The organism is Streptosporangium subroseum, from assembly GCF_900188345.1.
GTDB lineage: Bacteria > Actinomycetota > Actinomycetes > Streptosporangiales > Streptosporangiaceae > Streptosporangium > Streptosporangium subroseum.
In genome coordinates, this window is record NZ_FZOD01000005.1 from 103,374 (window position 1) to 126,849 (window position 23,476).

Annotated in this window: 23 protein-coding genes; 9 read left to right on the forward strand and 14 right to left on the reverse strand. The window is 69.5% G+C overall.

Annotation, left to right across the window (positions count from 1 at the left end; all coding sequences use genetic code 11):
- Nucleotides 1-9: 9 nt before the first annotated feature.
- Nucleotides 10-1,002, forward strand: a complete 993-nt coding sequence (locus tag CHC08_RS07065) for a LacI family DNA-binding transcriptional regulator (protein WP_245878176.1) — start codon at nt 10-12, stop codon at nt 1,000-1,002.
- Between the two features lie 116 nt (nt 1,003-1,118).
- On the opposite strand, the gene CHC08_RS07070 is transcribed toward CHC08_RS07065, so the two are convergent.
- From CHC08_RS07070 to CHC08_RS07090, 5 genes are all read right to left on the reverse strand, one after another.
- Nucleotides 1,119-1,967, reverse strand: coding sequence for a sugar phosphate isomerase/epimerase family protein (locus CHC08_RS07070; RefSeq protein ID WP_089206368.1), 849 nt, complete (start codon nt 1,965-1,967; stop codon nt 1,119-1,121).
- Complete coding sequence (locus CHC08_RS07075) at nt 1,964-3,094, reverse strand: dihydrodipicolinate synthase family protein (protein ID WP_089206369.1); 1,131 nt, start codon at nt 3,092-3,094, stop codon at nt 1,964-1,966. The genes CHC08_RS07070 and CHC08_RS07075 overlap by 4 nt, the downstream gene beginning before the upstream one ends.
- Complete coding sequence (locus tag CHC08_RS07080; protein WP_089206370.1) at nt 3,094-4,236, reverse strand: Gfo/Idh/MocA family protein; 1,143 nt, start codon at nt 4,234-4,236, stop codon at nt 3,094-3,096. Before CHC08_RS07080 ends, CHC08_RS07075 begins: the two co-directional genes overlap by 1 nt.
- A 192-nt stretch (nt 4,237-4,428) precedes the next feature.
- The gene (locus CHC08_RS07085; protein WP_089206371.1) at nt 4,429-4,746 is read right to left on the reverse strand and encodes a DMT family transporter; all 318 of its coding nucleotides are present in this window, start codon (nt 4,744-4,746) and stop codon (nt 4,429-4,431) included.
- Between the two features lie 5 nt (nt 4,747-4,751).
- Entirely contained in the window at nt 4,752-5,483 is a 732-nt protein-coding gene (locus CHC08_RS07090; protein ID WP_089206372.1) for an SDR family NAD(P)-dependent oxidoreductase, read from the reverse strand.
- Between the two features lie 84 nt (nt 5,484-5,567).
- On the opposite strand from CHC08_RS07090, the gene CHC08_RS07095 reads away from it, so the two are divergent.
- Both CHC08_RS07095 and CHC08_RS07100 read left to right on the forward strand, forming a co-directional pair.
- Nucleotides 5,568-6,149 carry a TetR family transcriptional regulator gene (locus CHC08_RS07095; RefSeq protein ID WP_245878177.1) on the forward strand — a complete coding sequence of 194 codons (582 nt, stop codon included), beginning with the start codon at nt 5,568-5,570 and terminating at the stop codon, nt 6,147-6,149.
- A gap of 446 nt (nt 6,150-6,595) precedes the next feature.
- Nucleotides 6,596-7,228 carry an HNH endonuclease family protein gene (locus CHC08_RS07100; RefSeq protein ID WP_089206374.1) on the forward strand — a complete coding sequence of 211 codons (633 nt, stop codon included), beginning with the start codon at nt 6,596-6,598 and terminating at the stop codon, nt 7,226-7,228.
- Between the two features lie 129 nt (nt 7,229-7,357).
- Here the strand turns inward: CHC08_RS07100 and CHC08_RS07105 are convergent, their stop codons facing one another.
- On the reverse strand, nt 7,358-8,584 hold the full coding sequence (locus tag CHC08_RS07105; RefSeq protein WP_089206375.1) for a ribonuclease D: 1,227 nt from the start codon (nt 8,582-8,584) through the stop codon (nt 7,358-7,360).
- On the reverse strand, nt 8,581-9,177 hold the full coding sequence (locus tag CHC08_RS07110) for a DUF3000 domain-containing protein (RefSeq protein ID WP_089206376.1): 597 nt from the start codon (nt 9,175-9,177) through the stop codon (nt 8,581-8,583). Before CHC08_RS07110 ends, CHC08_RS07105 begins: the two co-directional genes overlap by 4 nt.
- A gap of 684 nt (nt 9,178-9,861) precedes the next feature.
- On the opposite strand from CHC08_RS07110, the gene hemE reads away from it, so the two are divergent.
- On the forward strand, nt 9,862-10,899 hold the full coding sequence (gene hemE / locus CHC08_RS07120) for a uroporphyrinogen decarboxylase (RefSeq protein ID WP_089206377.1): 1,038 nt from the start codon (nt 9,862-9,864) through the stop codon (nt 10,897-10,899).
- Between the two features lie 62 nt (nt 10,900-10,961).
- On the opposite strand, the gene CHC08_RS07125 is transcribed toward hemE, so the two are convergent.
- Nucleotides 10,962-11,942 carry a DUF4349 domain-containing protein gene (locus CHC08_RS07125; protein ID WP_089206378.1) on the reverse strand — a complete coding sequence of 327 codons (981 nt, stop codon included), beginning with the start codon at nt 11,940-11,942 and terminating at the stop codon, nt 10,962-10,964.
- 203 nt (nt 11,943-12,145) lie between these two features.
- Between CHC08_RS07125 and hemG the strand changes: the two genes are divergently transcribed.
- From hemG to CHC08_RS07140, 3 genes are all read left to right on the forward strand, one after another.
- Entirely contained in the window at nt 12,146-13,588 is a 1,443-nt protein-coding gene (gene hemG / locus CHC08_RS07130; protein WP_089206379.1) for a protoporphyrinogen oxidase, read from the forward strand.
- The gene (gene hemQ, locus CHC08_RS07135; RefSeq protein ID WP_338055665.1) at nt 13,585-14,292 is read left to right on the forward strand and encodes a hydrogen peroxide-dependent heme synthase; all 708 of its coding nucleotides are present in this window, start codon (nt 13,585-13,587) and stop codon (nt 14,290-14,292) included. Before hemG ends, hemQ begins: the two co-directional genes overlap by 4 nt.
- A 416-nt stretch (nt 14,293-14,708) precedes the next feature.
- Nucleotides 14,709-15,266 (forward strand): hypothetical protein, encoded by a 558-nt coding sequence (locus CHC08_RS07140; RefSeq protein ID WP_089206380.1) that lies wholly within the window; start codon nt 14,709-14,711, stop codon nt 15,264-15,266.
- Nucleotides 15,267-15,730: 464 nt separating this feature from the next.
- On the opposite strand, the gene msrB is transcribed toward CHC08_RS07140, so the two are convergent.
- Nucleotides 15,731-16,132 (reverse strand): peptide-methionine (R)-S-oxide reductase MsrB, encoded by a 402-nt coding sequence (gene msrB / locus CHC08_RS07145; protein ID WP_089206381.1) that lies wholly within the window; start codon nt 16,130-16,132, stop codon nt 15,731-15,733.
- A 333-nt stretch (nt 16,133-16,465) separates the two neighbouring features.
- Between msrB and ligD the strand changes: the two genes are divergently transcribed.
- Nucleotides 16,466-17,470 (forward strand): non-homologous end-joining DNA ligase, encoded by a 1,005-nt coding sequence (ligD, locus tag CHC08_RS07150; protein WP_089206382.1) that lies wholly within the window; start codon nt 16,466-16,468, stop codon nt 17,468-17,470.
- A gap of 13 nt (nt 17,471-17,483) precedes the next feature.
- Here the strand turns inward: ligD and CHC08_RS07155 are convergent, their stop codons facing one another.
- The 3 genes from CHC08_RS07155 to CHC08_RS07165 form a co-directional block, all read right to left on the reverse strand.
- The gene (locus CHC08_RS07155) at nt 17,484-17,852 is read right to left on the reverse strand and encodes a hypothetical protein (protein WP_089206383.1); all 369 of its coding nucleotides are present in this window, start codon (nt 17,850-17,852) and stop codon (nt 17,484-17,486) included.
- Nucleotides 17,853-17,907: 55 nt separating this feature from the next.
- Nucleotides 17,908-18,945, reverse strand: coding sequence for an ATP-dependent DNA ligase (locus CHC08_RS07160; protein ID WP_089206384.1), 1,038 nt, complete (start codon nt 18,943-18,945; stop codon nt 17,908-17,910).
- Between the two features lie 171 nt (nt 18,946-19,116).
- A complete protein-coding gene (locus CHC08_RS07165) occupies nt 19,117-19,836 on the reverse strand; it encodes a pyrimidine reductase family protein (protein ID WP_089206385.1) in 720 nt (239 codons plus the stop codon).
- Between the two features lie 126 nt (nt 19,837-19,962).
- Between CHC08_RS07165 and CHC08_RS07170 the strand changes: the two genes are divergently transcribed.
- A complete protein-coding gene (locus tag CHC08_RS07170) occupies nt 19,963-20,367 on the forward strand; it encodes a hypothetical protein (RefSeq protein WP_089206386.1) in 405 nt (134 codons plus the stop codon).
- On the opposite strand, the gene glgX is transcribed toward CHC08_RS07170, so the two are convergent.
- Together glgX and CHC08_RS07180 are read right to left on the reverse strand one after the other, a co-directional pair.
- Nucleotides 20,339-22,510, reverse strand: a complete 2,172-nt coding sequence (gene glgX / locus CHC08_RS07175) for a glycogen debranching protein GlgX (protein WP_089206387.1) — start codon at nt 22,508-22,510, stop codon at nt 20,339-20,341. The genes CHC08_RS07170 and glgX overlap by 29 nt on opposite strands.
- 509 nt (nt 22,511-23,019) lie before the next feature.
- A complete protein-coding gene (locus tag CHC08_RS07180; protein WP_089206388.1) occupies nt 23,020-23,448 on the reverse strand; it encodes an OsmC family protein in 429 nt (142 codons plus the stop codon).
- Nucleotides 23,449-23,476 lie beyond the last annotated feature (28 nt).

Genomic DNA, 23,476 nt, shown 5'->3' on the forward strand with positions numbered 1-23,476 from the left:
AGGTTTTCTGTGGCCACGCTCGAGGATGTCGCCCGGCACGCGGGCGTCTCGCTCGCCACGGCGTCGCGGGTGCTCAACGGGAGCACCCGGCAGGTGGGAGCTTCGCTGCGCGCCAAGGTGGAGCTGGCCGCCGCCCAGCTCGGCTACCGCACCAACGTGGCCGCGCAGACCCTGGCCAAGGGAGCCAGCAACGTGATCGGGCTGGTCGTCCACGACCTCACCGACCCCTACTTCGCGGCTCTCGCGGACGGAGCCATGCGGGTGGCCGAGAGCCAAGCGCTCATGGTCATGGTCGGAACCACGCATCGCGACGCCGAACGGGAGATCGCCTTCGTCTCGACCCTGAACGCGCAGCGGGTCTGCGCCGTGCTGCTCGCCGGATCGCGGATCGCGGACCCCCACGTGACCCGCAGGCTCCGCGAGGAGCTCGATCGCTACCGGGACACCGGAGGGCGGGTGGCCTGCGTGGGCCAGGACCTGCTGGGCGTGAACACGGTGGTGCCGAGCAACCACGAGGGCGCCGCCGCGCTGGCCCGGGCCCTCGCAGAGTTGGGGCACCGGCGTTTCGCCGTGCTCGCCGGCCCTCCCGGGCTGATCACGGCCAGGGACAGGGTGGCGGGGTTCGCCGGGGCCCTTGACGCGCTCGGCCTGCCCGCGCCGCAGGTCGTGCACGGCTCCTTCGACCGGGACGGCGGTTACACGGCGGCGTCCCAGGTGTCCGGCGCCACCTGCGTGTTCGCGGTCAACGACGTGATGGCGGTGGGCGCGCTGGCGGCCTTCAGGGATCGGGGGATCAGGGTGCCCGACGACGTCTCGGTGGCGGGGTTCGACGACATCGTCACGCTGCGGGACCTGGTTCCGGCGCTGTCCACCGTACGGCTGCCGCTCGCGTACATGGGTGCCCGCGCGCTGGAGCTGGCCCTGGAGGAGGACATGGGGATCCGGGTGGAGTCCGTGGCCGGCGAGGTCGTCCTGCGGGAAAGCACGCGCGAGCTGATCTGAGGACTTCGCGGGCGCGACCCTTCGCAGCCTTCTGTGGACCTTTGTGGACCGCGGCCGGGCGGCCCGGGGGCCCCGGGCGGACTGCGGCGCGGGCCGCTTCGCGCCGTCCGGCCGCGTCAGCCTCCGATGAGTTCGCCGAACCTGGTCCTGACCCTGGTCAGGACCTCGTCGGGGTCGGCGGCCCACACCTCGGCGTTGAAGATCTCCACCTCGATGTCCCCGGTGTAGCCCGCCTCGGCCACGGCCCTGGTCAGCGGGGCGAAGTCGATCACACCGTCGCCCATCACGCCCCGGCCGAGCAGCACGTCGGCCGGGAGGGGGGACAGGAAGTCGCACACCTGGTAGCTCGCGATCCGCCCGCCCGCCCTGGCGATCTGCTGGAAGACCTGCGGGTCCCACCAGACGTGGAAGGTGTCGACGACGACGCCGACCTGCGCGGGCGGGTGCGGCTCCGCGAGGTCGAGGGCCTGACCGAGCGTGGAGAGCACGGCCCGGTCGGCGCAGTACATCGGATGGAGCGGTTCCAGGGCCAGCCTGACCCCCCGCTCGCCCGCGTACGGCGCCAGCACGGCCAACGCCTCGGCGACCCGCTCCCGCGCTCCGGACAGGTCACGGGAGATCGTGCCCAGGGGCTCACCGGGGACCACGCCGGGCAGGCCGCCGACCACCATGACCAGGCACGCGGCGTTCAGCTCCGCGGCCTCGTCGATCGCCCTGCGGTTGTCGTCCAGGGCCTCCGGGCCGCCGGAGGTGAGGAAGCCGCCCCGGCACAGGGACGACACCCGGAGCCCGGCGTCCGCGACCAGCTTCACGGTCTCGTCCAGGCCCTGCTCGGCGACGTTCTGCCGCCACAGGCCGATGGCCTCGACGCCGTGCCGCACGCACCCGTCGACGGCCTCGGCTACCGACCACCGCTTGGTGGTCCACTGGTTCAGCGAGAAACGACGTTCGCTCCGCCCGCTCATAATCCGTTCACCGCCAGCAGGGACCTCATCCGGTAGACCGCCAGCTCGGGATCCACCAGCAGCCCGGCCCGGTCGGCCAGGCGGAACACCTCGGACAGATGCGGAATCGAGCGGGCCGCCTGGGCGCCGTTGATCATGGTGAAGGCGTTCTGGTGGCCGTTGAGCCAGGCCAGGAAGACGATGCCGGTCTTGTAGCTGTAGGTCGGTGTCTCGAAGATCTTCCGGGAGAGCGGGACCGTCGGGTCCATGATCTCGTCGTACCGGTCGTAGTCACCCTCGTCGAGTGCCTGGAGACCCGCCGCGGCCGCGGGGGCGATCGCGTCGAAGATGCCCAGCAGCGCGTGGCTCCCCGACTTGATCAGCGAGGGGTAGTTGAAGTCGTCGCCGGTGTAGAGCCTGACGCCCCTCGGCAGCGCCGCGCGCAGCCTGATCTCGTGGTCGGCGTCCAGCAGTGAGACCTTGACCCCGTCCACCATCGGCGCGTGCTCGCGGATCAGCGCCAGGAACGACGCGGTGGCCTCGGCCACGTCCCCCGAGCCCCAGTAGCCCGCGAGCTGCGGGTCGAACATCTCACCCAGCCAGTGCAGGATCACCGGGCGGTCCGTCTGGGTCAGCAGCCGCCCGTAGACCCGGTGGTAGTCCTCGGGGCCCCGCGCGATCGCGGCGAGCTGCCGGCTGGCCATGAGGACGACCCCGGCGCCGGCGTCGCGCACGGTCTCGATCTGCTCGGTGTAGGCGGCCACGATCTCGTCCAGTGTCCGGGCCCGCGGCGCGTGGTCGGTGCCGGCGCCGCACGCCACCAGCGTCGCCGGGTCGCCGAACTCCTTGGCCTCGGCGGCGCTGCGCTGGATCAGCTCGCGGGTGGCCGCCCAGTCCAGGCCCATGTTGCGCTGGGCGGTGTCCATGGCGTCGGCGATCCGCAGGCCGTACGACCACAGGTGGCGGCGGAACCGCAGGGTGGTCTCCCAGTCCACGACGGCGGGGGAGCCCGGGGTGTTGTCGCCGAGCGGGTCGGCGGTCACGTGGGCGGCGGCGTAGGCGATGCGGCTCCTGGCGGGACCGGCGGGCCTGGCCCAGGTCACCGGCTCGCGCAGGGTGTGGTCCCCGCCGGGGAGCGCGATTCTCATCACGGCTCCACGGGAAGCCGGAGCCCCTCGGCAGAGGAGCGCAGGCCCAGCTCGGCGATGCGGACGCCGCGGGCGCCGGAGACGAAGTCGTAGGGGAAGGGCGCGTCCTCGATCACGTGGCGGATGAACATCTCCCACTGGATCTTGAAGCCGTTGTCGAACTCGGCGTTGTCGGGCACCTCCTGCCAGTCGTCGCGGAAGCGGGCGGTGGCGGGCAGGTCGGGGTTCCAGACCGGTTTGGGAGTGGTGGCGCGGTGCTGGACGCGGCAGTTGCGCAGGCCCGCGACCGCGCTGCCGTGCGTGCCGTCCACCTGGAACTCCACCAGCTCGTCCCGGTTCACTCGAACGTTCCAGGAGGAGTTGATCTGCGCGATGATCCCGCCCTCCAGCTCGAACACGCCGTACGCGGCGTCGTCGGCGGTGGCCGGGTAGGTCATGCCCCGCTCGTCCACCCGCTCGGGCACGTGGGTGACGGCCTGCGCGTAGACCGACCGGATGCGGCCGAAGAGGTTCTCCAGCACGTAGGCCCAGTGCGGGAACATGTCCAGGACGATGCCGCCGCCGTCTTCGGCGCGGTAGTTCCACGACGGGCGCTGCGCGGCCTGCCAGTCACCCTCGAAGACCCAGTAGCCGAACTCGCCGCGCACCGACAGGATCCGGCCGAAGAAGCCGCCGTCGATCAGGCGCTTGAGCTTGAGCAGGCCCGGCAGGAAGAGCTTGTCCTGCACGACGCCGTTCTTCACACCCTTGGCGGTCGCGGCCTCGGCCAGCGCCAGGGCGTCGCTGAACGTCTCGGCGATCGGCTTCTCCGCGTAGATGTGCTTGCCCGCCTCCACCGCCTTGAGGACGGCCTTCACCCTGGCCTGCGTGACCTGGGTGTCGAAGTAGATGAGATTGTCATCGTCGGCCAGGGCCGCGTCGAGGTCGGTGGTCCAGCCGGCGATGCCGTGGTCGGCGGCGATCTTCGCCAGTTTTTCGGGGTTCCGGCCCACGAGCACCGGCTTGAGCATGATCCGGCTGCCGTCGGCCAGCGCCACGCCGCCCTGCTCGTTGATCGCCAGAACCGACCGGACCAGGTGCTGGCGGTAACCCATGCGGCCGGTGACACCGTTCATCACGACACCGATGCTTCGCGGGGACATCTTTTCGGGCCTCCTAGGGAAAGCGCTTTCCATCATACGGTACGGCAGCCGCCATGTCTTCGGCAAGACTCATCCGATCTCGCCTGCTCCGGGGACCCGGTCGGCGCCCACCCCCCGGCCATGCCCGTCGCGACCGGGGGGTGAGCCGCGCACTTTCCGCCCACCGTTCTCACACGGGCGGCGCCCGGTCCGTCACCCGTCCAGGAGCTTGAGGCCGATGACGCCGATCAGGATGAGCGCCAGGCAGGCCAGCCGGGCGGGCGCCGCGCTTTCGCCCAGGACCACGATGCCCGCGACGGCGACTCCGAGCGCGCCGAGCCCGACCCAGACGGCGTACGCGGTGCCCATGGGCAGCGTCTTGAGCGCGAAGGTGAGCATGACGAAGCTCAGGGCCGCCGCCGTCACCCCGACGACCGTCGGCCAGGGCCGGGTGAATCCGTCCGAGCGCTCGAGCGCGGTGGCCCAGACGATCTCCAGCACGGCCGCCAGGAAGAGCAGAGCCCAGGCCATGGCGGTCAGGCCGTGGTGCCGGCGTCGACGGTGATGGCGGCTCCGGTGATGTTCCTGCCGCCTTCGCCCGCCAGATGGGCGACGGTGGCGGCGATGTCGCCGGGGCTGCAGTAACGATCCAGGGCGGTGAAACGTCGCTCCTCTTCCGCGTCCGGGCTGTCGGCCGGGTTCATCTCGGTGTCGGTCGAACCGGGATGGACGAGGTTCGCCGTGATGCCCCGGGGGCCCAGGTCCCTGGCGAGCCCCTTGGTCAGGCCGGTCAACGCGGACTTGCTCATCGCGTAGAGAGTCCATCCCGGGTACGGCACGCGTTCGGCGAGACTGCTGCCGATGCAGATGATCCGGCCTCCCCTGCCCATGTGCCGGGCGGCCGCCTGGGCCAGCACGAACGAGGCGCGGGAGTGGATCGCGAGGGTGCTGTCGACCTCGGCGAGCGTCACCTCGTGCAGCGGCCCGAACGGGGCGACACCGGCGTTGCTGACCAGGATGTCGATCCGCCCGAACTCGGCGACCGTGCGTTCGACCGCCGAGACCAGCATGCCGGCGTCGGCGGCCTCCATCGCCACGGCCAGCCCGCGGGCACCGGCGGCCTCGATCTCCTTGACGACCGCTGCCGCCCGCTCCGCCGAGCGCGTGTATGTGATCACCACGTCGGTGCCTTCGGCGGCCAGTCGCAGGGCGATGGCGGCGCCGATCCCACGGCTCCCTCCGGTGACGAGCGCGACTCTGCGTGCCATGGCGTCTCCCTTAAGCGGAATAAGTTCCGCTTAACCTTAAAACGGAACTGATTCCGCTTGCAAGTCCTCCAGTAGCCTGTGATCGTGAATCTCGTCACGAACCCGCGACGCGAGCGGGTCGACGCGGCGCGTAACCGGGTGAAGATCCTCGCCGCCGCCGCTGACATCGTCGCCGCTCACGGTGTCGAGGGCTTGTCGATGGCGGAGGTGGCCGCCGCCGCGGGGGTCGGTGTCGGCACGCTGTACCGCCGGTTCGGTGATCGTTCGGGGCTGGCCTACGCGCTCATCGACGAGCGAGAGCGCGAGTTCCAGGAGGCCTTCATCGAGGGGCCGCCACCCCTCGGGCCCGGCGCCGGGGTGTTCGCCCGCATCAGCGCCTTCCTGCACGCTCTGACCGACAGGACCGTGGAGCAACTGGACCTGTTGCTGATGGCCGAGACCGCGGCCCCGTTCGCCCGCTTCGGCGGCGCCTACGACGGCTACCACGCTCACCTGTCGATGCTCGTCACCCAGGCCAGGCCCGGCGCCGACGCCTACGTTCTGGCCGACGCCCTTCTGGCTCCACTGGCCGCCCCGCTGCTCGCACACCGCCTGCGCGGCTGCGGGGTGACGGTCGAGCGCGTCAAGGCGGGGCTGGACGACCTGCTGGCCGGGTTCGCCACCTGAGGGTCCGGCGTTCTCCGGCCGCCGGACGCGGCTCGGTTCGCCGGAGAAGGGAAGGGTCGGTCCCGTTCGCCCGAGCCGGGCGGAATGTGCGATCGAACGGATTCGCCCCGTGTCTCGCCGCCCAGCGGTTTTCTTCCCGGCCCTTTTCCTCTGTGCCTTCTGGCCACATGGCCCGGCGTAGTCGGAGGCCAGTGCAAGGTTGTTTACCAGAGTTTCACGGCGCGTTCGGCGCTGTTAGGCGTCGTCCGGTCGTTTCCATCCGGGCATCGCAGCAGGTCGTAAGGGCTCTTTCGCGAATCAGAGGCATGATCCGACCAAACGCGCCTTGACTCATCGTCAAACCCTGACATTTCTGTATTTGTCAGGACTTGAGAAGTTCCGTCTGTCCCGCCTCGCAGAGCCCAGACCCCCCGACTGGCCGAGGTGGCGGACAGAAGGGGCCACTCGTGAAACGAGTCGTCACCGCGGTTCTCGCTGCCCTCACAGCGACTTTTCTCACGCTCTCCCTGACCACGGGAACGGCGTCGGCCACCCCGCCCAGCATTCCCTCGGCGGCCACCGCCGCCACCCGGCTCGCGACGCTCACCGTCGCTCCGGAAACCAACCAGTCCTCCTACGACCGGTCACTGTTCAACCACTGGATAACCATCAGCGGCGCGTGCAACACCAGGGAGACCGTCCTCAAGAGGGACGGCGTCGGCGTGGTCGCCGGCTCCAACTGCGCGCCCACCTCGGGCAGCTGGTACTCCCCGTACGACGGCGCCACCTGGACGGCCGCGAGTGACGTCGACATCGACCACATGGTGCCGCTCGCCGAAGCCTGGCGGTCCGGCGCCTACGCCTGGACCAGCGCGCAGCGGCAGACCTACGCCAACGACCTGGGCGGGCCCGAGCTGTGGGCCGTGACGGACAACGTCAACCAGTCGAAGGGCGATCAGGACCCGACGACGTGGCAGCCGTCGGTCGCCTCGTTCCGCTGTACCTACGCCAGGGCGTGGATCCAGGTGAAGTACTACTGGAAGCTGAAGCTGCAGAGCGCCGAGAAGAGCGCCCTGCAGAGCATGCTCGCCACCTGCTGAACAAGCTCATGGGTCACAGGCCCGGGCCCGGGCCTGTGACCCTGCGTCGGGCCTCCGAACCGGCGGGCCGTCGGATTCCCGCGGAAGAAATTATGATCTACTTTGTAAAGGGGCCGGCTCGCGGTCGGATCAGACCTCGCCCTTGGTCTCCAGGCGGATGAGGGCCTTGGCCATCGGGTGTGCGGTCAGCTCGATCTGCCACTCCCTGGCTCCGAGCTCACGGAGCCGGGCGGCGACGGTCTCGTCGCTGATGACCGGTGGGGGCTCCCAGGTCAGGCGGCGTACGGAGTCGGGCTGGATCAGGTTCTCGGTCGGCATGTGGTGCTCGTCGGCGAGCGCGGCCACCACGGCCCTGGCGGCGGCCAGTCTCCGGGCGGCCACGGGGTCGCGGTCCATCCACCGGTTGGCGGGCGGAGGTCCGTCTCCCGCCGCGCTGGGCTGCGGAAGCTCCGAGTCCGGCAGCGCGCGGGCCGCGCCGATGGCGGCCAGCCACTCGCGCAGGTGCCGGCGGGCGCTGCGGCCGGTGAACGGGGCGATGTCGGTGAGCGCCTTGGTGGTGCGGGGCATGTCCAGGGCGGCGGAGACGATCGCGGAGTCGGGCAGGACCCGGCCGGGAGCGACGTCCGACTCGCGGGCGAACTCGTCGCGGAGCGTCCACAGCTCCCGGACCACGGCCAGCCCGCGCAGCGAGCGGACCTTGTGGATGCCGGAGGTGCGCCGCCACGGATCCGTGCGCGGGCCGGGGGTCTTGTGGGCCAGCACGGCGGCGAACTCCTCCTGTGCCCACGCCAGCTTCCCGCTGTCCTTCAGCTCCTGGTAGAGGATGTCGCGGAGCTCGATCAGGACCTCGACGTCGAGCGCCGCGTAACGCAGCCAGTCTTCCGGCAGCGGACGGGTGGACCAGTCGGCGGCCGAGTGACCCTTCTCCAGCTTGAGCCCGAGGACGTTCTCCACCATCAGGCCGAGCCCGACCCGCTCGTAGCCGAGCAGCCGGCCGGCCAGCTCGGTGTCGAACAGCTCACGCGGATGGAAGTTCAGCTCGGCCAGGCACGGCAGGTCCTGGGAGGCCGCGTGCAGGACGATCTCGGCGTCGGCCAGCGCGGCGTCGAGCTCCGACAGGTCCGGGCAGTAGGTCGGATCGATCAGAGCGCTGCCCGCGCCGGTGCGGCGCAGCTGTACGAGATAGGCGCGGCCGCTGTAGCGGTAGCCGGAGGCACGCTCGGCGTCCACGGCGACGGGGCCGGTGCCCTCGGCGAAGGCGCGCACGACGCGCGCGAGGTCGGCCGGGCCCTCGATGACCGGTGGTATTCCGTCTCGGGGCTCCAGCAGCGGAACTACGGTCGTCTCGTCGGTCACGTTCGAAAGGGCTCCGGATCCTCGCGACGACGCGACGGCAGCGCCGTCACGTCGGGTGGCAGGGGTGGTATGCCCGCCGCTAGGCACATCAGGTCACACCAGGCCGCGACGTGCCCGGAGAGGTCCTCCTGCAGCGGGGACCAGGACGCGCGCAACTCCAGCTCCGTGGTCACCGGATCTTCGGCCTTGTTGCCGAAGCCCTCGGAGACCGCTCTGGTGACGGTGCCCCCGGCGGCGGTGTAACCGGCGTCGTGCGCTTCGAGCGACTCGGTGAGCCAGCTCCAGGCGACGGGGCCGAGCAGCGGGTCTTCGGTGATCTCGGGCTCCATGTCGGCCCGGACGTAGGCGACGAGACGGAACTGGCCGTCCCAGCCGCGCTGGCCGTCCGGGTCGAAGAGCATGATGAGGCGGCCGACCGCGAGCTCGTCGTCGTCGCGGTAGACCGAGGCGCCGATGGCGGCCGAGTAGGGGGCCAGGCGCTGCGGCGCTGGAATGTCCTCCAGCTCGATCTCCGGCCTGACCTCCGCCGGGCGCATGCTGGCCGCCGCGCGCCGGAAGGCGGCGGGAGCGGGCGGCGCATCACCGAGGGTCATATCGGAAGAGTAGGTCGAAACTGAGCGCATGGGGACCACTGGGGTGCGTGTAGAAGCCATGGGAGCCGATCAAGCCGCTGCCATCGACCTGCGGGACGCGGACGCGCCTCCGCCGTGGGGAACTCCCAGGAAGAGCGCGTGACCGCACTCGACGCAGGCCCACTCGGGACATTCGCCCGGTTGGTGGCCGTCGAGGCAGGGTGGTTGCTCGAAAACCCGCTCGTCGGCACAGGAAGCACAGTGCTCACCGCGACGTTCGGGTGAACTCCACATTGTGGACATCGCACGGGCCTTTCGTCGGGTCGTGGTCCGACGTTGGCACGTCGCGCCGACATTTCCGCGCAGCGTGCTCGGCGTGTCCCGAAAGTGGTGTAGGAATCGATGCCGCGCGGTGACTTGGCGAACATTTGGACCAGCCGGGGGCTGGGCCAGATTCCCCAATGGGAGGAACTGTACCCGGAAACATGATCGTGTCGTGCCGTCCAGCGCCGCCTAAGGCGTGCTGACATCGGGTTTTGGAGGACGAAGTACTCCAAACGGGTAAGACGCGATCATTATCGGCACTTGGAACTGTCTATGTGTTGTTAGGCGCAATCTCATCGAATAACCGGTGATTTCGTACTCAGTGCGCCGGTCAACAGCCTTGATGAGCGGACCGGCCCTTTGACGTGGCACCCTGGGGGGGTGACTCCCGAGCTTGCCGACTCTCCGTTCCTGCGCGCCTGCCGCCGCGAGCCCGTTTCCCACACGCCTGTGTGGTTCATGCGTCAGGCCGGCCGTTCGCTGCCTGAATACCGGGCTCTGCGCGAAGGCGTGGCGATGCTCACCGCCTGCGCCACCCCGGACCTGATCGTGGAGATCACGATGCAGCCGGTCCGTCGTTACGGCGTGGACGCGGCCATCCTCTTCAGCGACATCGTGGTGCCGCTCAAGGCGATCGGCGTCGACCTCGACATCAAGCCCGGAATCGGCCCGGTGGTGGCCGCTCCGATCAGGGACGCCGCCGCGCTCGAGGTTCTGCGCCCGATCGAGCCCGACGACGTCTCCTACGTCACGGAGGCCGTCCAGGCGCTGACGAAGGAGCTGGGAGCCACCCCGCTCATCGGCTTCGCGGGCGCGCCGTTCACCCTGGCGTCCTACCTGATCGAGGGCGGGCCCTCCAAGAACCACGACCACACCAAGGCCATGATGTACGGCGAGCCGAACCTGTGGCACGCCATGATGGACCGGCTGACCGAGATCACCCTCGGGTTCCTGCGCGTCCAGCTCGCCGCCGGAGCCTCCGCCGTCCAGCTCTTCGACTCCTGGGTCGGCGCGGTGTCGCCCGACGACTACCGGGAGTTCGTCCTCCCCTACACCAGCCGCATCTTCGCGGGCCTGGCCGACCTGGGCGCCCCGCGCATCCACTTCGGCGTCGGCACCGGCGAGCTGCTCGGCCTGCTCGGCGAGGCCGGGGCCGATGTGGTCGGCATCGACTGGCGGGTCCCGCTCGACGAGGCCGCCCGGCGGGTCGGCCCCGGCAAGGCGCTGCAGGGCAACATGGACCCGACGATCCTGTTCGCCCCCTGGGAGGTCGTGGAGCGCCGCGCGAGCGACATCCTCACCCGCGCGGCCAAGGCCGAGGGACACGTCTTCAACCTCGGCCACGGCGTGCTGCCCAGCACCGACCCCGACCAGCTCGCCCGCCTCACGGATTTTGTGCACGAGGCCTCGGCCCGCTGACCCCCCGTCTCCGGGCCCGTCTCCGGCCCGGAGGGGCCGCCCGCGAGCACCGCGGGCGCGGGTCATGACCGTTCGTACGGAACCGGGTCCTCCTCCCGCTCGGTTTCGCCCGGACGGACGGTGGGCTGTGGAGCCCGCGGCGGTTCGTTCCTCCTGTTGCGGCGGAGCACGAAGGCCACCAGCAGCCAGGCGGGCACGATCACGAGCAGCCAGGGCAGCAGCACGCCCAGGACGGTCAGGGCGACCTTGACGGCCGTGACGAAGCCGCTCCAGCCCGCCTTGAGCCCGGCGAGGAAGCCGGAGGGCTCCTCCTCGACCTCGGGGATCACGGTCGCCGGGCCGACCAGGTTCAGCGTCAGCGTCGCCATGCTCGTCTGCGAGGCGAGGGACTTCTGCCTGGCCTGGAGGGACTCCAGCTCGCTCTCTCGGTTGGAGACCTCGCGCTCGACCTCCAGCACCTGGCCGATCGTCTCGGCCCTCTTCATCAGCGTGCGCAGGGAGTCCAGGGCGGCCTTCGCCGACTTCAGGCGGCTCTCCACGTCGGCCACCTGCTCGGTGACGTCCTCGGTGTTCTGCTGCAGCGACTCACGCGCGCCGAGCTCCTTGCCCAGGCGGTCGACGGTGCTGGGATAGACGCCGGGCGGGACCTTGAAGACCAGGTTCGCGGAGCCCTCGCCGCCGGAGTAGGAGCCCGACTTCTCCATGGCCAGGTAGCCGCCCGCGGCGGTGACGATCTGCCGGGCCCTGTCGGACGCCACGGTGACGTCCTTGGCCCTGACCGTCATCTCCGCCGTGTAGATGATCGCCCGATCCTGCGGGACCACCTTCACCTGGCTGGTCTTCGACTGGTCGGTCTGTGATTCCCCTGCCTGGGGCTTCGCGACGGTGCCGCTGTCCGCGCCCGCCATGCCGGCGGCGGGTGCCGCCGCTCCGCTCGTGGAGGACATCCCGCTCGTGGACTCTGAGCCCGAGCAGGCGGACAACAGCAACACCAGGCCGGCGAGGGGGATCGCGAGGCGCGGGCCGTACCGGAATCTGTTCATGCTCTTGTGACGGGTCCGGTGGCGGCGGGGTTTGGAACAGGCAGTCACGATGGCGTCACGTTCTCGGTGCCGCCGGGTCACGGAGGCGGGAGGAAGCAGGACCGGGCGGGGGCGGGCGGCCTGGGCATGGTTTGAGTGGTGGACGAGGCGCCGGAGGCCGGGGGGACACACGACCGCGCGCGGGTGACGGTACGGTCGGAGCCATGGAAGGCAACCGGTGGCATGTGGTGGTCGTCGGCGGCGGGATCGCCGGGCTGGCCGCCGCCTGGTACTTGCGGCAGGGCGGCGAACGCGTCCGGGTGACCGTCGTCGACGGCGCCGAGCGGATCGGGGGCAAGCTCCACGCCACCGAGGTCGCGGGGGTCTCGATGGACGCCGGCGCCGAGGCGATGCTCGCCCGGCGGCCCGAGGGCAAGGACCTGGTCCGGATGGTCGGCCTGGACGACGAGCTGCGGCTCCCCGGCACCACCCAGGCGGGCATCCTGACGCGGGGCACGATGCGGTCGATGCCCAAGGGACACGTCATGGGTGTGCCGTCGGACGTGACCATGCTGGCCAAGTCGGGCATCCTCAGCCTCGGCGGCCTCGCCCGCGTGCCGCTGGACCAGATCCTCCCGGAGACGCGCGTCACCGCCGACGTGTCGGTGGCCGCCTACATCCGCGCCAGGATGGGCGCCGAGGTGGTCGAGCGGCTGATCGAGCCGCTGCTCGGCGGTGTCTACGCCGGCACGGCCGAGCGACTGTCGCTGGACGCGACGATGCCGCAGATCGCCATCGCGGCCAGGTCCGAGAGGTCGCTGCTCGACGCGGCACGGGAGATCATCGCCAAGACGCCCAAGAACACCGGACCCGTCTTCACCACCCTGCGAAGGGGGATGGGCAGCCTGCCGGAGGCCGTGGCCGCCGCCTCGGGCGCGGAGATCAGGACCGGGGTCATGGTCAGGGAGATACGGCGGACCGAGGGCGGCTGGCGGCTGGTGGCCGGACCGGTGCCCCAGCCGGAGATCATCGAGGCCGACGCGGTGATCGTCGCCGCCCCGGGCCCCGCGGCGAGCCGCCTGCTCGCCGCCGAGGTGCCCCAGGCCTCCGCCGAGCTGGCCAGGATCGAGTACGCCAGCATGGCCATCGTCACCCTCGCCTACCCGCGCGAGGCGTTCCCCGAGCCGCCGACCGGCAGCGGTTACCTGGTCCCGCCCGTCGACGGGCGGGCGATCAAGGCCGCCACCTTCAGCTCGGTCAAGTGGCCGCACCTGGCCGAGACCGACCCCAATTTGATCCTGTTGCGCTGCTCGATCGGCCGGATCGGTGAGGAGGCCGTGCTCCAGCGTGACGACGCCGAGCTGGTCGCCCTGGCGATGGCCGAGATGGTCGAGGTCATGGGCGTGCGCGGGCTGCCCCGTGACTCCCGGGTGACCCGCTGGGGCGGCTCCCTGCCGCAGTACGACGTGGGCCACCTCGACCGGATCGCCCGCATCCGCGCGGCCGTCGCCGCCCAGCCCGGTCTGGCCCTGTGCGGGGCCGCATACGATGGCCTCGGCATTCCCGCCTGTATCTCCACCGCCCGCACGGCGGCGGCCCGGATTCTGGACCACCTGGATCCGGCGGGAGAATGGCACCGAGAAGCCGATTCGCTGACAAAGGGGTGAGGACGACGGACGGGAACGCGCGGCCCAAGGCACGTGACCTGAATCAGGTGATCCGCTACACGATGTGGTCGGTCTTCAGGCTGAGCGAGCCCTGCCCGGGGCACCGGGAGGGCATGGCCGAAGAGGTCGAGGACCTGATGGCCCAGATGGCCCAGAAGGACGTGGTCACCCGCGGCCTGTACGACGTGGCCGGGTTCCGGGCCGACGCCGACTTCATGTTCTGGTGGCACGCCCCGACGGCCGAGGACCTGCAGGAGACCTACTCCCGTTTCCGTCGCACCGGCCTGGGGCGGCTGAGCGAGCCGGTCTGGTCGGCGATGGCGCTGCACCGCCCCGCCGAGTTCAACAAGTCGCACATCCCGGCCTTCCTGGCCGACGAGGAGGCGCGCGCCTACGTGAGCGTCTATCCGTTCGTGCGCTCCCTCGAGTGGTACCTCCTGGATGACGCCGACCGTCGCCGGATGCTCGCCGAGCACGGCAAGATGGCGCGCGACTATCCCGACGTCCGGGCCAACACCGTCGCCTGCTTCTCCCTGAACGACTACGAGTGGATGCTGGCGTTCGAGGCCGATGAGCTGCACCGCATCGTCGACCTGATGCGGACCCTGCGCGGAGCCGAGGCCCGGCGGCACACCCGGGAGGAGACCCCCTTCTACACGGGCGTCAAGAAGCCGACCCGCGAGCTGATCGCCGCCCTGCCGTAACCGGCCGGGCGCCGCGTCTCCAGCCGGACGCGGCCCTGCCTCTCCCGGGCCGGCACGTCTCGTCACCGGTCTCCGGCCGGATGCGGATCCGTCCTTCCCGGGCCGGCCGGCACACCTTGTCACCCGTCTCCGGCCGGTACGGCCCCGCGCATCCCGTCGCCACGGACCCAAGCGTCCTGTGGGCGGCGGGATCGTTGTTTCCCGAGGTACAGGTGGTGCCCGTGGTGGATATCACCCTGAAATAATCCGGTGGAACGTCCATATCATCCTTTGCTTTTGCGATACTCAGGGAAAATCACCTGTTTATATAGAAGCCGAGGGTGAAAGGGGGCGAAGGTTTGGCACGGTCCACGGGGCGCGCACGCGGACGCCGTAGGAAGAAGTCCCGATCATGGGTTCTTGAGATTTCAGTGGGGGTGGCCGCGCTGACGGTCGGGGGTCTCGCGCTGGGCGGACCGTGGTTGCGGGGAGACTCGTCGGAGCAGGGCGCAGGGGCGGCCAACGCGGCCTCGGCGGCCTCGGCGGCGCCGTCCGCCCCGCCGAAGGCGGTCGGGGGAGGCCCGGTGGCGGCCGGTGAGCTGGAGAAGAAGGACGAGGGCGCGGGGTCCTCCAAGAGCGCCGACAAGAAGCGGCAGGCGAGCGAGGACGAGGCGGCGGGGCCGTCCAAGCACACCGACAAGGAGGCGGTCGCCTACTTCGAGAGCCGGAAGGAGACCAAGCGGGTCAAGGACATCCGGATCGTCGGTGGCTATCTCAGGATTTATACGGATCTGCCCGATTCGGCGAGCAACTCGAAGCAGGCGATCAAACTCTGCGAGGCGGGCCGGGACTATCTCGTCGGAGAGCTCGGCAAGCCCAACCCCGTGGTCTTCGTCCAGGCGGAGTTCGGGGAGAACGGCAATCCCGTCCTGGCCAACATCCTCGGCCCGGACGACTCCGACTGTCGTGTCACCCATCCCGAGCCGGGGAAATAGCGGGCGTCCGAACGAGGGGGCGTTCCGCGTAAAGAGAGCGGGCGTTCCGTACGGGAAGAGCGGGCGCCCCGGACGGGGAAGCGGGCGCTTCCGCAAGAAGAGCGGGTGTTCCGAAGCGGAGAGACGGCGAGCGCCATGGGACTCGCGGTCTGGGAACAGCGATCATCGTGGCCGGTCAGGTCACCCGGACTCGGGTCTTGCCGCAGATCACGCAGCGTTGGGTGATCACCCGGCCGATGGTCTCGACGATCTCCCATCTGTGGCGGAAATGCACGGGGGCTCCTTGAGGGGCTCCTGAGGAAAAATACGCTACGGAGATGACCGCATACCATGCGTAGTTTTGCTGTGCCCTTCCCGGCCCCTTGCTAACCCCACCTGACCACGCGACGCCCCATCGGCCGGATGGGAAGCCGGCTCGGGGCCGACGGGGCTCGCGTGCGGTTGTCAGGGCTGTGAAACCCGGTTTACTTGGTGGGCTCCAGCCTCAGCGAGACGGAGTTGATGCAGTAGCGGTCGTCGGTGGGAGTGGCGTAGCCCTCGCCGTGGAAGACGTGGCCGAGATGGGAGTCACAGGCCGCGCACCGGACCTCGACGCGGGTCATGCCGAGCGCGCGGTCCTCGATCAGCGTCACCGCCTTGGACTCCGAAGGTTCGTAGAAGCTCGGCCAGCCGCAGTGGCTGTCGAACTTGGTGTCAGACCGGAACAGCTCGGCGCCGCAGGCCCTGCAGCTGTAGACGCCCTCGGTCTTGGTGTCGACGTACTCCCCGGTGAAGGGGCGCTCGGTACCTGCCTGCCGGAGGACGTGAAACTCCTCGGGAGAGAGTTCGACGCGCCATTCGGCGTCGCTCTTGACCACCTTGTCCATTTCTCAAGCCTATGCGGTCATCGGAGCGTTCCGGCGGCGGGGGCGCGGGTCTGGGCGCCCGGAAAAATCTTGAAGGGCGAAGCATCCATTCATGACCGATTTGGCGTCTTTATAGATGTGGAGGGTGATTCGCCTTCCATTTGAGGGGTGAGATCATCTGTCCGGCCGTCCCACCGGTTGTGGAGCGGTCAGAATGCCGCCGGCCAGGTGGCGCGCCAGCGCCTGGAACCGGAGTGCGAGACAGGTGGTCGGACGGTCCGTCCCGTTGAGTGCCCGGTCCCGCCGCCGTGGCGGCTCCGGGGCGGACCTGCCCCGGCAAGATACGGTTTGTGTATGGCGTCGCCGTACATCGAGTTCACGGTAGGGGACAGGGTCGTCAAGGTTACGAACCCTGACAAGGTCTACTTTCCGGAAATCGGAGGGACCAAGCGAGAACTGGTCGAGTACTACCTCAGCGTGGGTGAAGGCGCCCTGCGCGCCCTGTACGACCGGCCCACCCATCTCAAGCGCCATCCGGACGGGGTGGAGGGCGAGGCGATCTACCAGAAGCGCGCGCCCGTCAAGCGTCCCGACTGGGTGGAGACGGTCGAGATCCGCTTTCCCAGCGGACGCACCGCCGAGGCGATCCGGGTGACCGAGCTCGCCACCATCGCCTACTGCGCGAACCTGGCGACCATCGACTTCCACCCCTGGCAGGTCCGCGCCTCCGACGTGGACCATCCCGACGAGCTGCGCATCGACATCGACCCGCAGCCCGGCACCGGTTTCGACGAGGCGCGCAGGGTGGCCTTCGCGACTCACGAGGTTCTCAGCGAGCTCGGGATCATCGGTTTCGTCAAGACCTCGGGCGGCCGGGGGATCCACATCAACGTGCGGATCGAGCCGCGCTGGGATTTCACCGAGGTGCGCTACGCCGGGATCGCCCTCGCCCGCGAGGTGGAGAGCCGGGTGCCCGACCTGGCCACCACCGCGTGGTGGAAGGAGGAGCGCGGGGAGCGGGTCTTCATCGACTACAACCAGAACGCCCGCGACCGGACCGTGGCCAGCGCCTACTCGGTGCGGGCCAAGCCGCACGCCCCGGTCTCCACGCCGCTGACCTGGAACGAGCTCGCGGACGCCGACCCGCGCGACTTCGACATTCGCACGGTCCCCGCCAGGTTCGCGAAGCTGGGAGACGTGCACGCCGCGATCGACGATCAGGCCTTCTCGATCGAGCTCCTCCTGGAGCGGTTCGAGCGCGACGGCCGGCAGGACATGCCCTATCCGCCGAACTACCCGAAGATGCCCGGCGAGCCGAAGCGGGTCCAGCCCAGCAAGGCCCGGCACGATCCGGAGTGAGCGATCGACCCCGCTAGTGGTGGCGCCGCCCGAGGGTGAAGGACGCGTTCACCCCGAGGATGCCGACCCAGAGAAGCACGAGCACGAACCCGAGGAACGGGCCGCTCAGGCCGCTGAAGGAGATCGCTATCGTCCCGGGCACGCCGAACGCGAGGGAGATGATCGCCAGCGCCAGCCGCTGGCCGGCGTCCACGGAGGGGCGGACCGGCGGGCTCTCCTTGCGGACGCGGGCGGCGACCCGGTCGTCCACCCGCCGGTCGATCTCCTGGTCCATCTTCTCCAGGAAGCCCTCGACGAGGGAGTCTTCGTAGTCGGGTCCGAGGTCTCGGCGGGCTGCGAGCGAGGCGCGTAATTCGTCGCCGGAGGAGGATGATCGTGCCATAGTCGAGATATATCGCTTCTTTGCGCCCCTGTCCATCGTCCGTGCGAACGAGGTCTCAGCGGGCCAGGATGTCGTCCAGGTCGTAGGAGACCGGATGCTCGAGCTGCTCGTAGGTGCATGACTCGGGGGCGCGGTCAGGGCGCAGGCGGCGAAACTGGGCGGTGTGCCGGAACCGATGCCCCTCCATGTGGTCGTAGGCGACCTCGATCACCAGCTTGGGCCTCATGGGCACGAACGACAGATCCTTGGACGCGCTCCACTTGGAGAGCGCGCCGGGCAGGGACTCGGCGCTCCAGGGGTGGGCGTCGTGGCTCACGTAGGGAGCGAGCTCCTCGACCATCTCGGACCGGCGTTTCATCGGGAACGCCGCCGCGACGCCGACGTGGCGGAGCTCGCCCTGCGTGTCGTAGAGCCCCAGAAGCAGGGACCCGACCACCGGGCCCGACTTGTGCAGCCGATATCCCGCCACCACGACGTCGGCACTCCGTTCGTGCTTGACCTTGAGCATCACCCTCTTGTCCGGCTGGTACGGCAGGCCACCCGGCTTGGCCACGATGCCGTCCAGCCCCGCGCCCTCGAACGTCTCGAACCACCCGGCCGCCTGCTCCTCGGACGTCGTGACCGGCGTCAGCCGTATGGCGTCACCCGCCCCGCCGAAGATCGACTCCAGCCGTTCGCGACGCGCCGAGAACGGGGCGTCCATCAGGGACTCCTCACCCAGGGCCAGCAGGTCGAAGGCGACGAACGACGCCGGGGTCTGCTCGGCCAGCAACCTCACCCGCGAGGCGGCCGGGTGGATGCGTTGCTGCAGGGCCTCGAAGTCGAGCACCTGGCCGCCGCGGATGACGATCTCCCCGTCCACCACCACCCGGTCGGGCAGCTCCGCTCTCACCGCCTCGACCAGCTCGGGGAAATAGCGGGTGAAAGGCCGCTCGTTGCGGCTGCCGAGATAGACCTCGTCCCCGTCGCGGAACACGATGCACCGGAAACCGTCCCACTTGGGCTCGTAGAAGAAGGTGCCGTCCTGCGAGGGCAGGATCTTGACGGGCTTGGCCAGCATCGGCGCCACCGGCGGGGCTATCGGCAGGTTCATTCCCTCATCCTGCCCGGAGGCCGCCCCCGATGGGGCGCTCCGTCACCGTGCCGTGATCCGGCGTCGGCGAGATCGTCGGACCGATCCTCGACTTCCCCGGCCGCGCCCCGCCCCGGCCCGCCCCCGGCGACCCTTCGTGCGACGCGGGCCCGCGATGATCGGAGTACGGGCTCAGGACTCCCGGGTGTATCTGGTGAAGAGGAATCCCTCGTCCTCCAGGACGTGGACCAGGCGGAGCTGGCTGAGCGCGGCCGGGCCGTTGAGGATCCGGGAGGCGTCCCCGCCGATCAGTATCGGGCTCACCGTGAGGCAGAGATCGCCGATCAGATCCGCCGCGGCGAGCTGACCGTTGATCTTCGAGCCGCCCTCGCACAGCACCCGGCTCAGGCCGCGGTCGCCGAGCTCCTTCACGGCCAGCGCCATATCCACCCGCTCACCCCCGGCCACGATCACCTCGGCGTGCGCGGCGGCCTCCCGGCGTCGCTCCGGGGGCGCCGCGCCGCAGGTGATGATGATCGTCCGGGCGTACGGCTCCGCCTCGGTGAACAGGGGGCTGGCCAGATCCAGGTCCAGCCGCCGGGTGATGACGGCCACGGGGGGGACGGCCGTCCGTCCCTCCCGCAGGGGATGCCACGACTTTCTCGGCCTGGCCGGGCCGTACCCCTCGGTCCGCACGGTCGCCGCGCCGGCCACGATGACGTCGGCCAGCCCGCGCAGCACCCCGAAGATCTGCCGGTCGCCTCCGCCGGACAGGCCGCCGGACAGGCCCTTCAGCCAGGTCCCGCCATCGGCGCTGGCCACCATGTTGACCCTGACGCACGGACGGTCAGGATAGGCGTAGACCTGTGACAGGTCGACGTCGTCTGAGCTCGCGGGATGGATGAGGCGCATCTCCCCACTTTGACACAGCAGTGATCTGTACGTGTTTCTCCGCGTGATCGATAACGGATTCGACACTTCTAGTGACTTCTGTTGACTCTCGTTACATGATTCGTGACTGGAGACCTGGAGGATTGCGTGGGGCTGGTCGCGATCGTGACGTGGTTGATCACTGCGATGGTGGGGATCTACCTGCTCTACCTGTGGATCTCCGGGGGAGGACTGCGCCAGCAGGCGACGAAGGTGACTCGGTTCCCCACCCTGCTGATCCTCGCCCATCCGGTCCTGGCGGTTTCCGCGCTGCTCTGCTGGGTCGCCTACGTGCTCACCTCGGAGCGCGTTCTCGCGTGGCTGTCGTTCGGGGTACTCGCGACGTCCGCGCTACTGGGTTTCACCATGTTCACCCGCTGGCTGGGCGGCGGCCGTCACGCCCGCGGCGCAGAGCAGCGCTTCCCCATGATCGCTGTCCTGCTGCACGGCGCGGCCGGGCTCACGACGTTCGTCCTGGTGCTGCTCACCGCCGCGGTCGCGTCCGGAGTCTAGGCGCGGAGTCCGGTGAGGCTCCATGGATCCTGGGGCAGTGAAGGATCTGTATGGAGTGCGAGGCCACCTCGACCGCGCCTTCCGGCACCCAGAACGCATTGGGAACCGGCCGATCCTTCAGCGTCTCGTCGGCGGTGTCCAGCACCATCTGCCACTTCTTGCCGTATTTCGCCTCGGGAAGGGTGAAGGTCATGTCCTCGTGATGGGCGTTGATCAGAAGCAGGAACGAGTCGTCCACGATCTGCTCACCGCGCGGGCCCGGCTCGGTGATGGCGTTGCCGTTCAGGAAGACGACCAGTGACTTGGCGTAACCGGTGTGCCAGTCCGAGGCGGACATCTCCTCTCCGGCAGGGGTGAGCCAGACGATGTCGCGCGTGCCGTCCTCGGCCTTGCGGCCGTGAAAGAACCGGCGCCGCTGGAAGACCGGGTGCCTGCGCCGCAGCTTGGACAGGACCCTGACGAAGTCCAGGAGGTCTTCCTCGGTCTTGGCCAGCGACCAGTCGACCCAGGAGATCTCGTTGTCCTGGCAGTAGGCATTGTTGTTGCCCTCCTGGGTCCGGCCGAACTCGTCGCCCGCCAGCATCATCGGCACGCCCTGGGAGATGAACAGGGTGGTCAGGAAGTTGAGGCGCTGGCGCCGGCGTAGGCGCACGATCTCCGGGTCCTCCACCGGGCCCTCGGCCCCGCAGTTCCACGACCGGTTGTCGTCGGTGCCGTCGCGGTTGTTCTCCCCGTTGGCCTCGTTGTGCTTGCGGTTGTAGGAGACCAGATCGGTCAGCGTGAACCCGTCGTGGCAGGTGACGAAGTTGATGGAGGCCACGGGGCGGCGGCCGGAGAGAGCGTAGAGGTCCGCGGATCCGGTCAGCCGGGAGGCGAACTCGGGCAGCGCGGACCCGTTCCCGCGCCAGAAGTCGCGCACGCTGTCGCGGTACTTCCCGTTCCACTCCGTCCAGAGCGGCGGGAAGTTGCCGACCTGGTAGCCGCCGGGGCCCACGTCCCACGGCTCGGCGATCAGCTTCACCTGGGAGATCACCGGGTCCTGCTGGATCAGGTCGAAGAACGCGCTCAGCCGGTCGACGTCGTGCAGCTCGCGGGCGAGAGCGGCGGCCAGGTCGAACCGGAACCCGTCGACGTGCATCTCCAGGACCCAGTAGCGCAGCGAGTCCATGATGAGCTGCAGCGCGTGCGGCGAACGGACGTTGAGGGAGTTTCCACACCCGGTGTAGTCGAGGTAGTAGCGCCGGTCGCCGTCGTGCAGCCGGTAGTAGGCCGCGTTGTCGATGCCGCGGAAGGCCAGGGTCGGCCCCATGTGGTCGCCCTCGGCCGTGTGGTTGTAGACCACGTCGAGGATGACCTCGATCCCGGCCTCGTGCAGCGCCCGCACCATCGCCTTGAACTCCAGCACCTGCTCGCCGCGCTGCCCCGAACTGGAGTAGGCGGCATGCGGGGCCAGGTAGGCGATGGTGTTGTAGCCCCAGTAGTTCGTCAGCCCCCGGGCGACCATCGCGTGCTCGGGCACGAACTGGTGCACCGGCATCAGCTCGACCGCGGTGACGCCCAGGCTCAGCAGGTGATCGATGACCGCCGGATGGCTCAGCCCCGCGTAGGTGCCGCGCTGTTCCTCGGGCACGGCGGGGTGACGCATGGTGAGCCCGCGCACATGCGCCTCATAGATCACGGTCTGGTGGTACGGCGTGCGGGGCAGCCGGTCGTTGCCCCACTCGAAGAACGGGTTGACCACCACGTTCTTCGGCATGAAGGGGGCCGTGTCGTCGTTGTTGCGGCTGCTCGGATCGGTGAACTGGTAGGAGAAGAGCGCCTCGTTCCACTCCAGATCACCCTCGATGGCCTTGGCATAGGGGTCGAGAAGCAGCTTGGAGGGGTTGCACCTGTGCCCCTGGGAAGGGTCGTAGGGGCCGTGGAAGCGGTAGCCGTACCGCTGCCCGGGAATGACCCCGGGGAAGAAACCGTGCCAGACGAATCCATCCACCTCGGGCATGTCAATGCGTTCTTCGCGGCCGTCATCTCCGAAAAGGCACAGTTCGACCCGCTCGGCCACCTCGGAGAACACCGAGAAGTTGGTGCCCACGCCATCCCAGGTGCCACCGAGTGGATACGATTCTCCCGGCCAGACTTCGCGCATGTGGCCCTATTCTCCTCCAGTTTGGCCCTCGTGTGCAGCATGTTGTCGCTGTTGTCACCCTTTGGCAGGAAAATTCGGAGGCCAAGGCTGACCTGACCCACCTTGCCGCTGCGTCGGGGGAGCTCACGAGGTATTGCGGGTCTTCGTGTTGCCTGCTCTGCTTGCTCTTCTTGTCGGATGCGTGGCCACCTCGGGCGGCCTCCGGACAGGTCGGCCCGGACGCGCGCACGGTGTCGGCTGCCTCGGTCTTCCGGACGGCTGTGTCCGCGGGGGTGCGGGTCGCCTGAGTGTATGCGCTCGAAGTGGCCGGACGCGACGCATGATTGCAGGGCTCTGACCTGGGAACCCCGGGGTGGGAGGTCCCGTGGGCGGGGCCTCGGCGTGCGGAGGGGCGTGACTCCCGGTACGAGGTTTCGGGGTGGGGCCGCCGCGCATGCGAAGCCTTTCCGCCACCCGTCACGCGACCACGCACGCTCGGATGGGGCGTGCGTGGTCGCGGAAGGGGGTGATCAGCTCAGCAGCTCTGCGTTGAGGGTGATCGTCGTGCCGGTGAGAGCCTTGCTCACCGGGCAGTTGGCCTTGGCCGTCTCGGCCGCCTGCTGGAAGTCCTCGGCCGACAGGCCGTCAACCTGGGCGCGGACCGACAGGACGATCCCGGTGATGCCCTCACCCGGCTGGAAGGTCACATCGGCCTTGGTCTCCACCGACTGCGGCGGGGTGCCCGCCTGAGCCAGCCCGTGGGACAGAGCCATCGAGAAGCACGAGGAGTGCGCGGCCGCGATGAGCTCCTCCGGGGAGGTCTTGCCGTTGGCCTGCTCGGCCCGCGAGGCCCAGGACACGTCGAACGTGCCCACTCCGGAGGTGTCCAGAGAGACGGTGCCCGACCCGTCGAGCAGCGCGCCCTTCCACTGAGTTGTCGCGGTGCGTGTCGTCGCCATGGCGATTGTCCTTTCGATCACGAAGCGT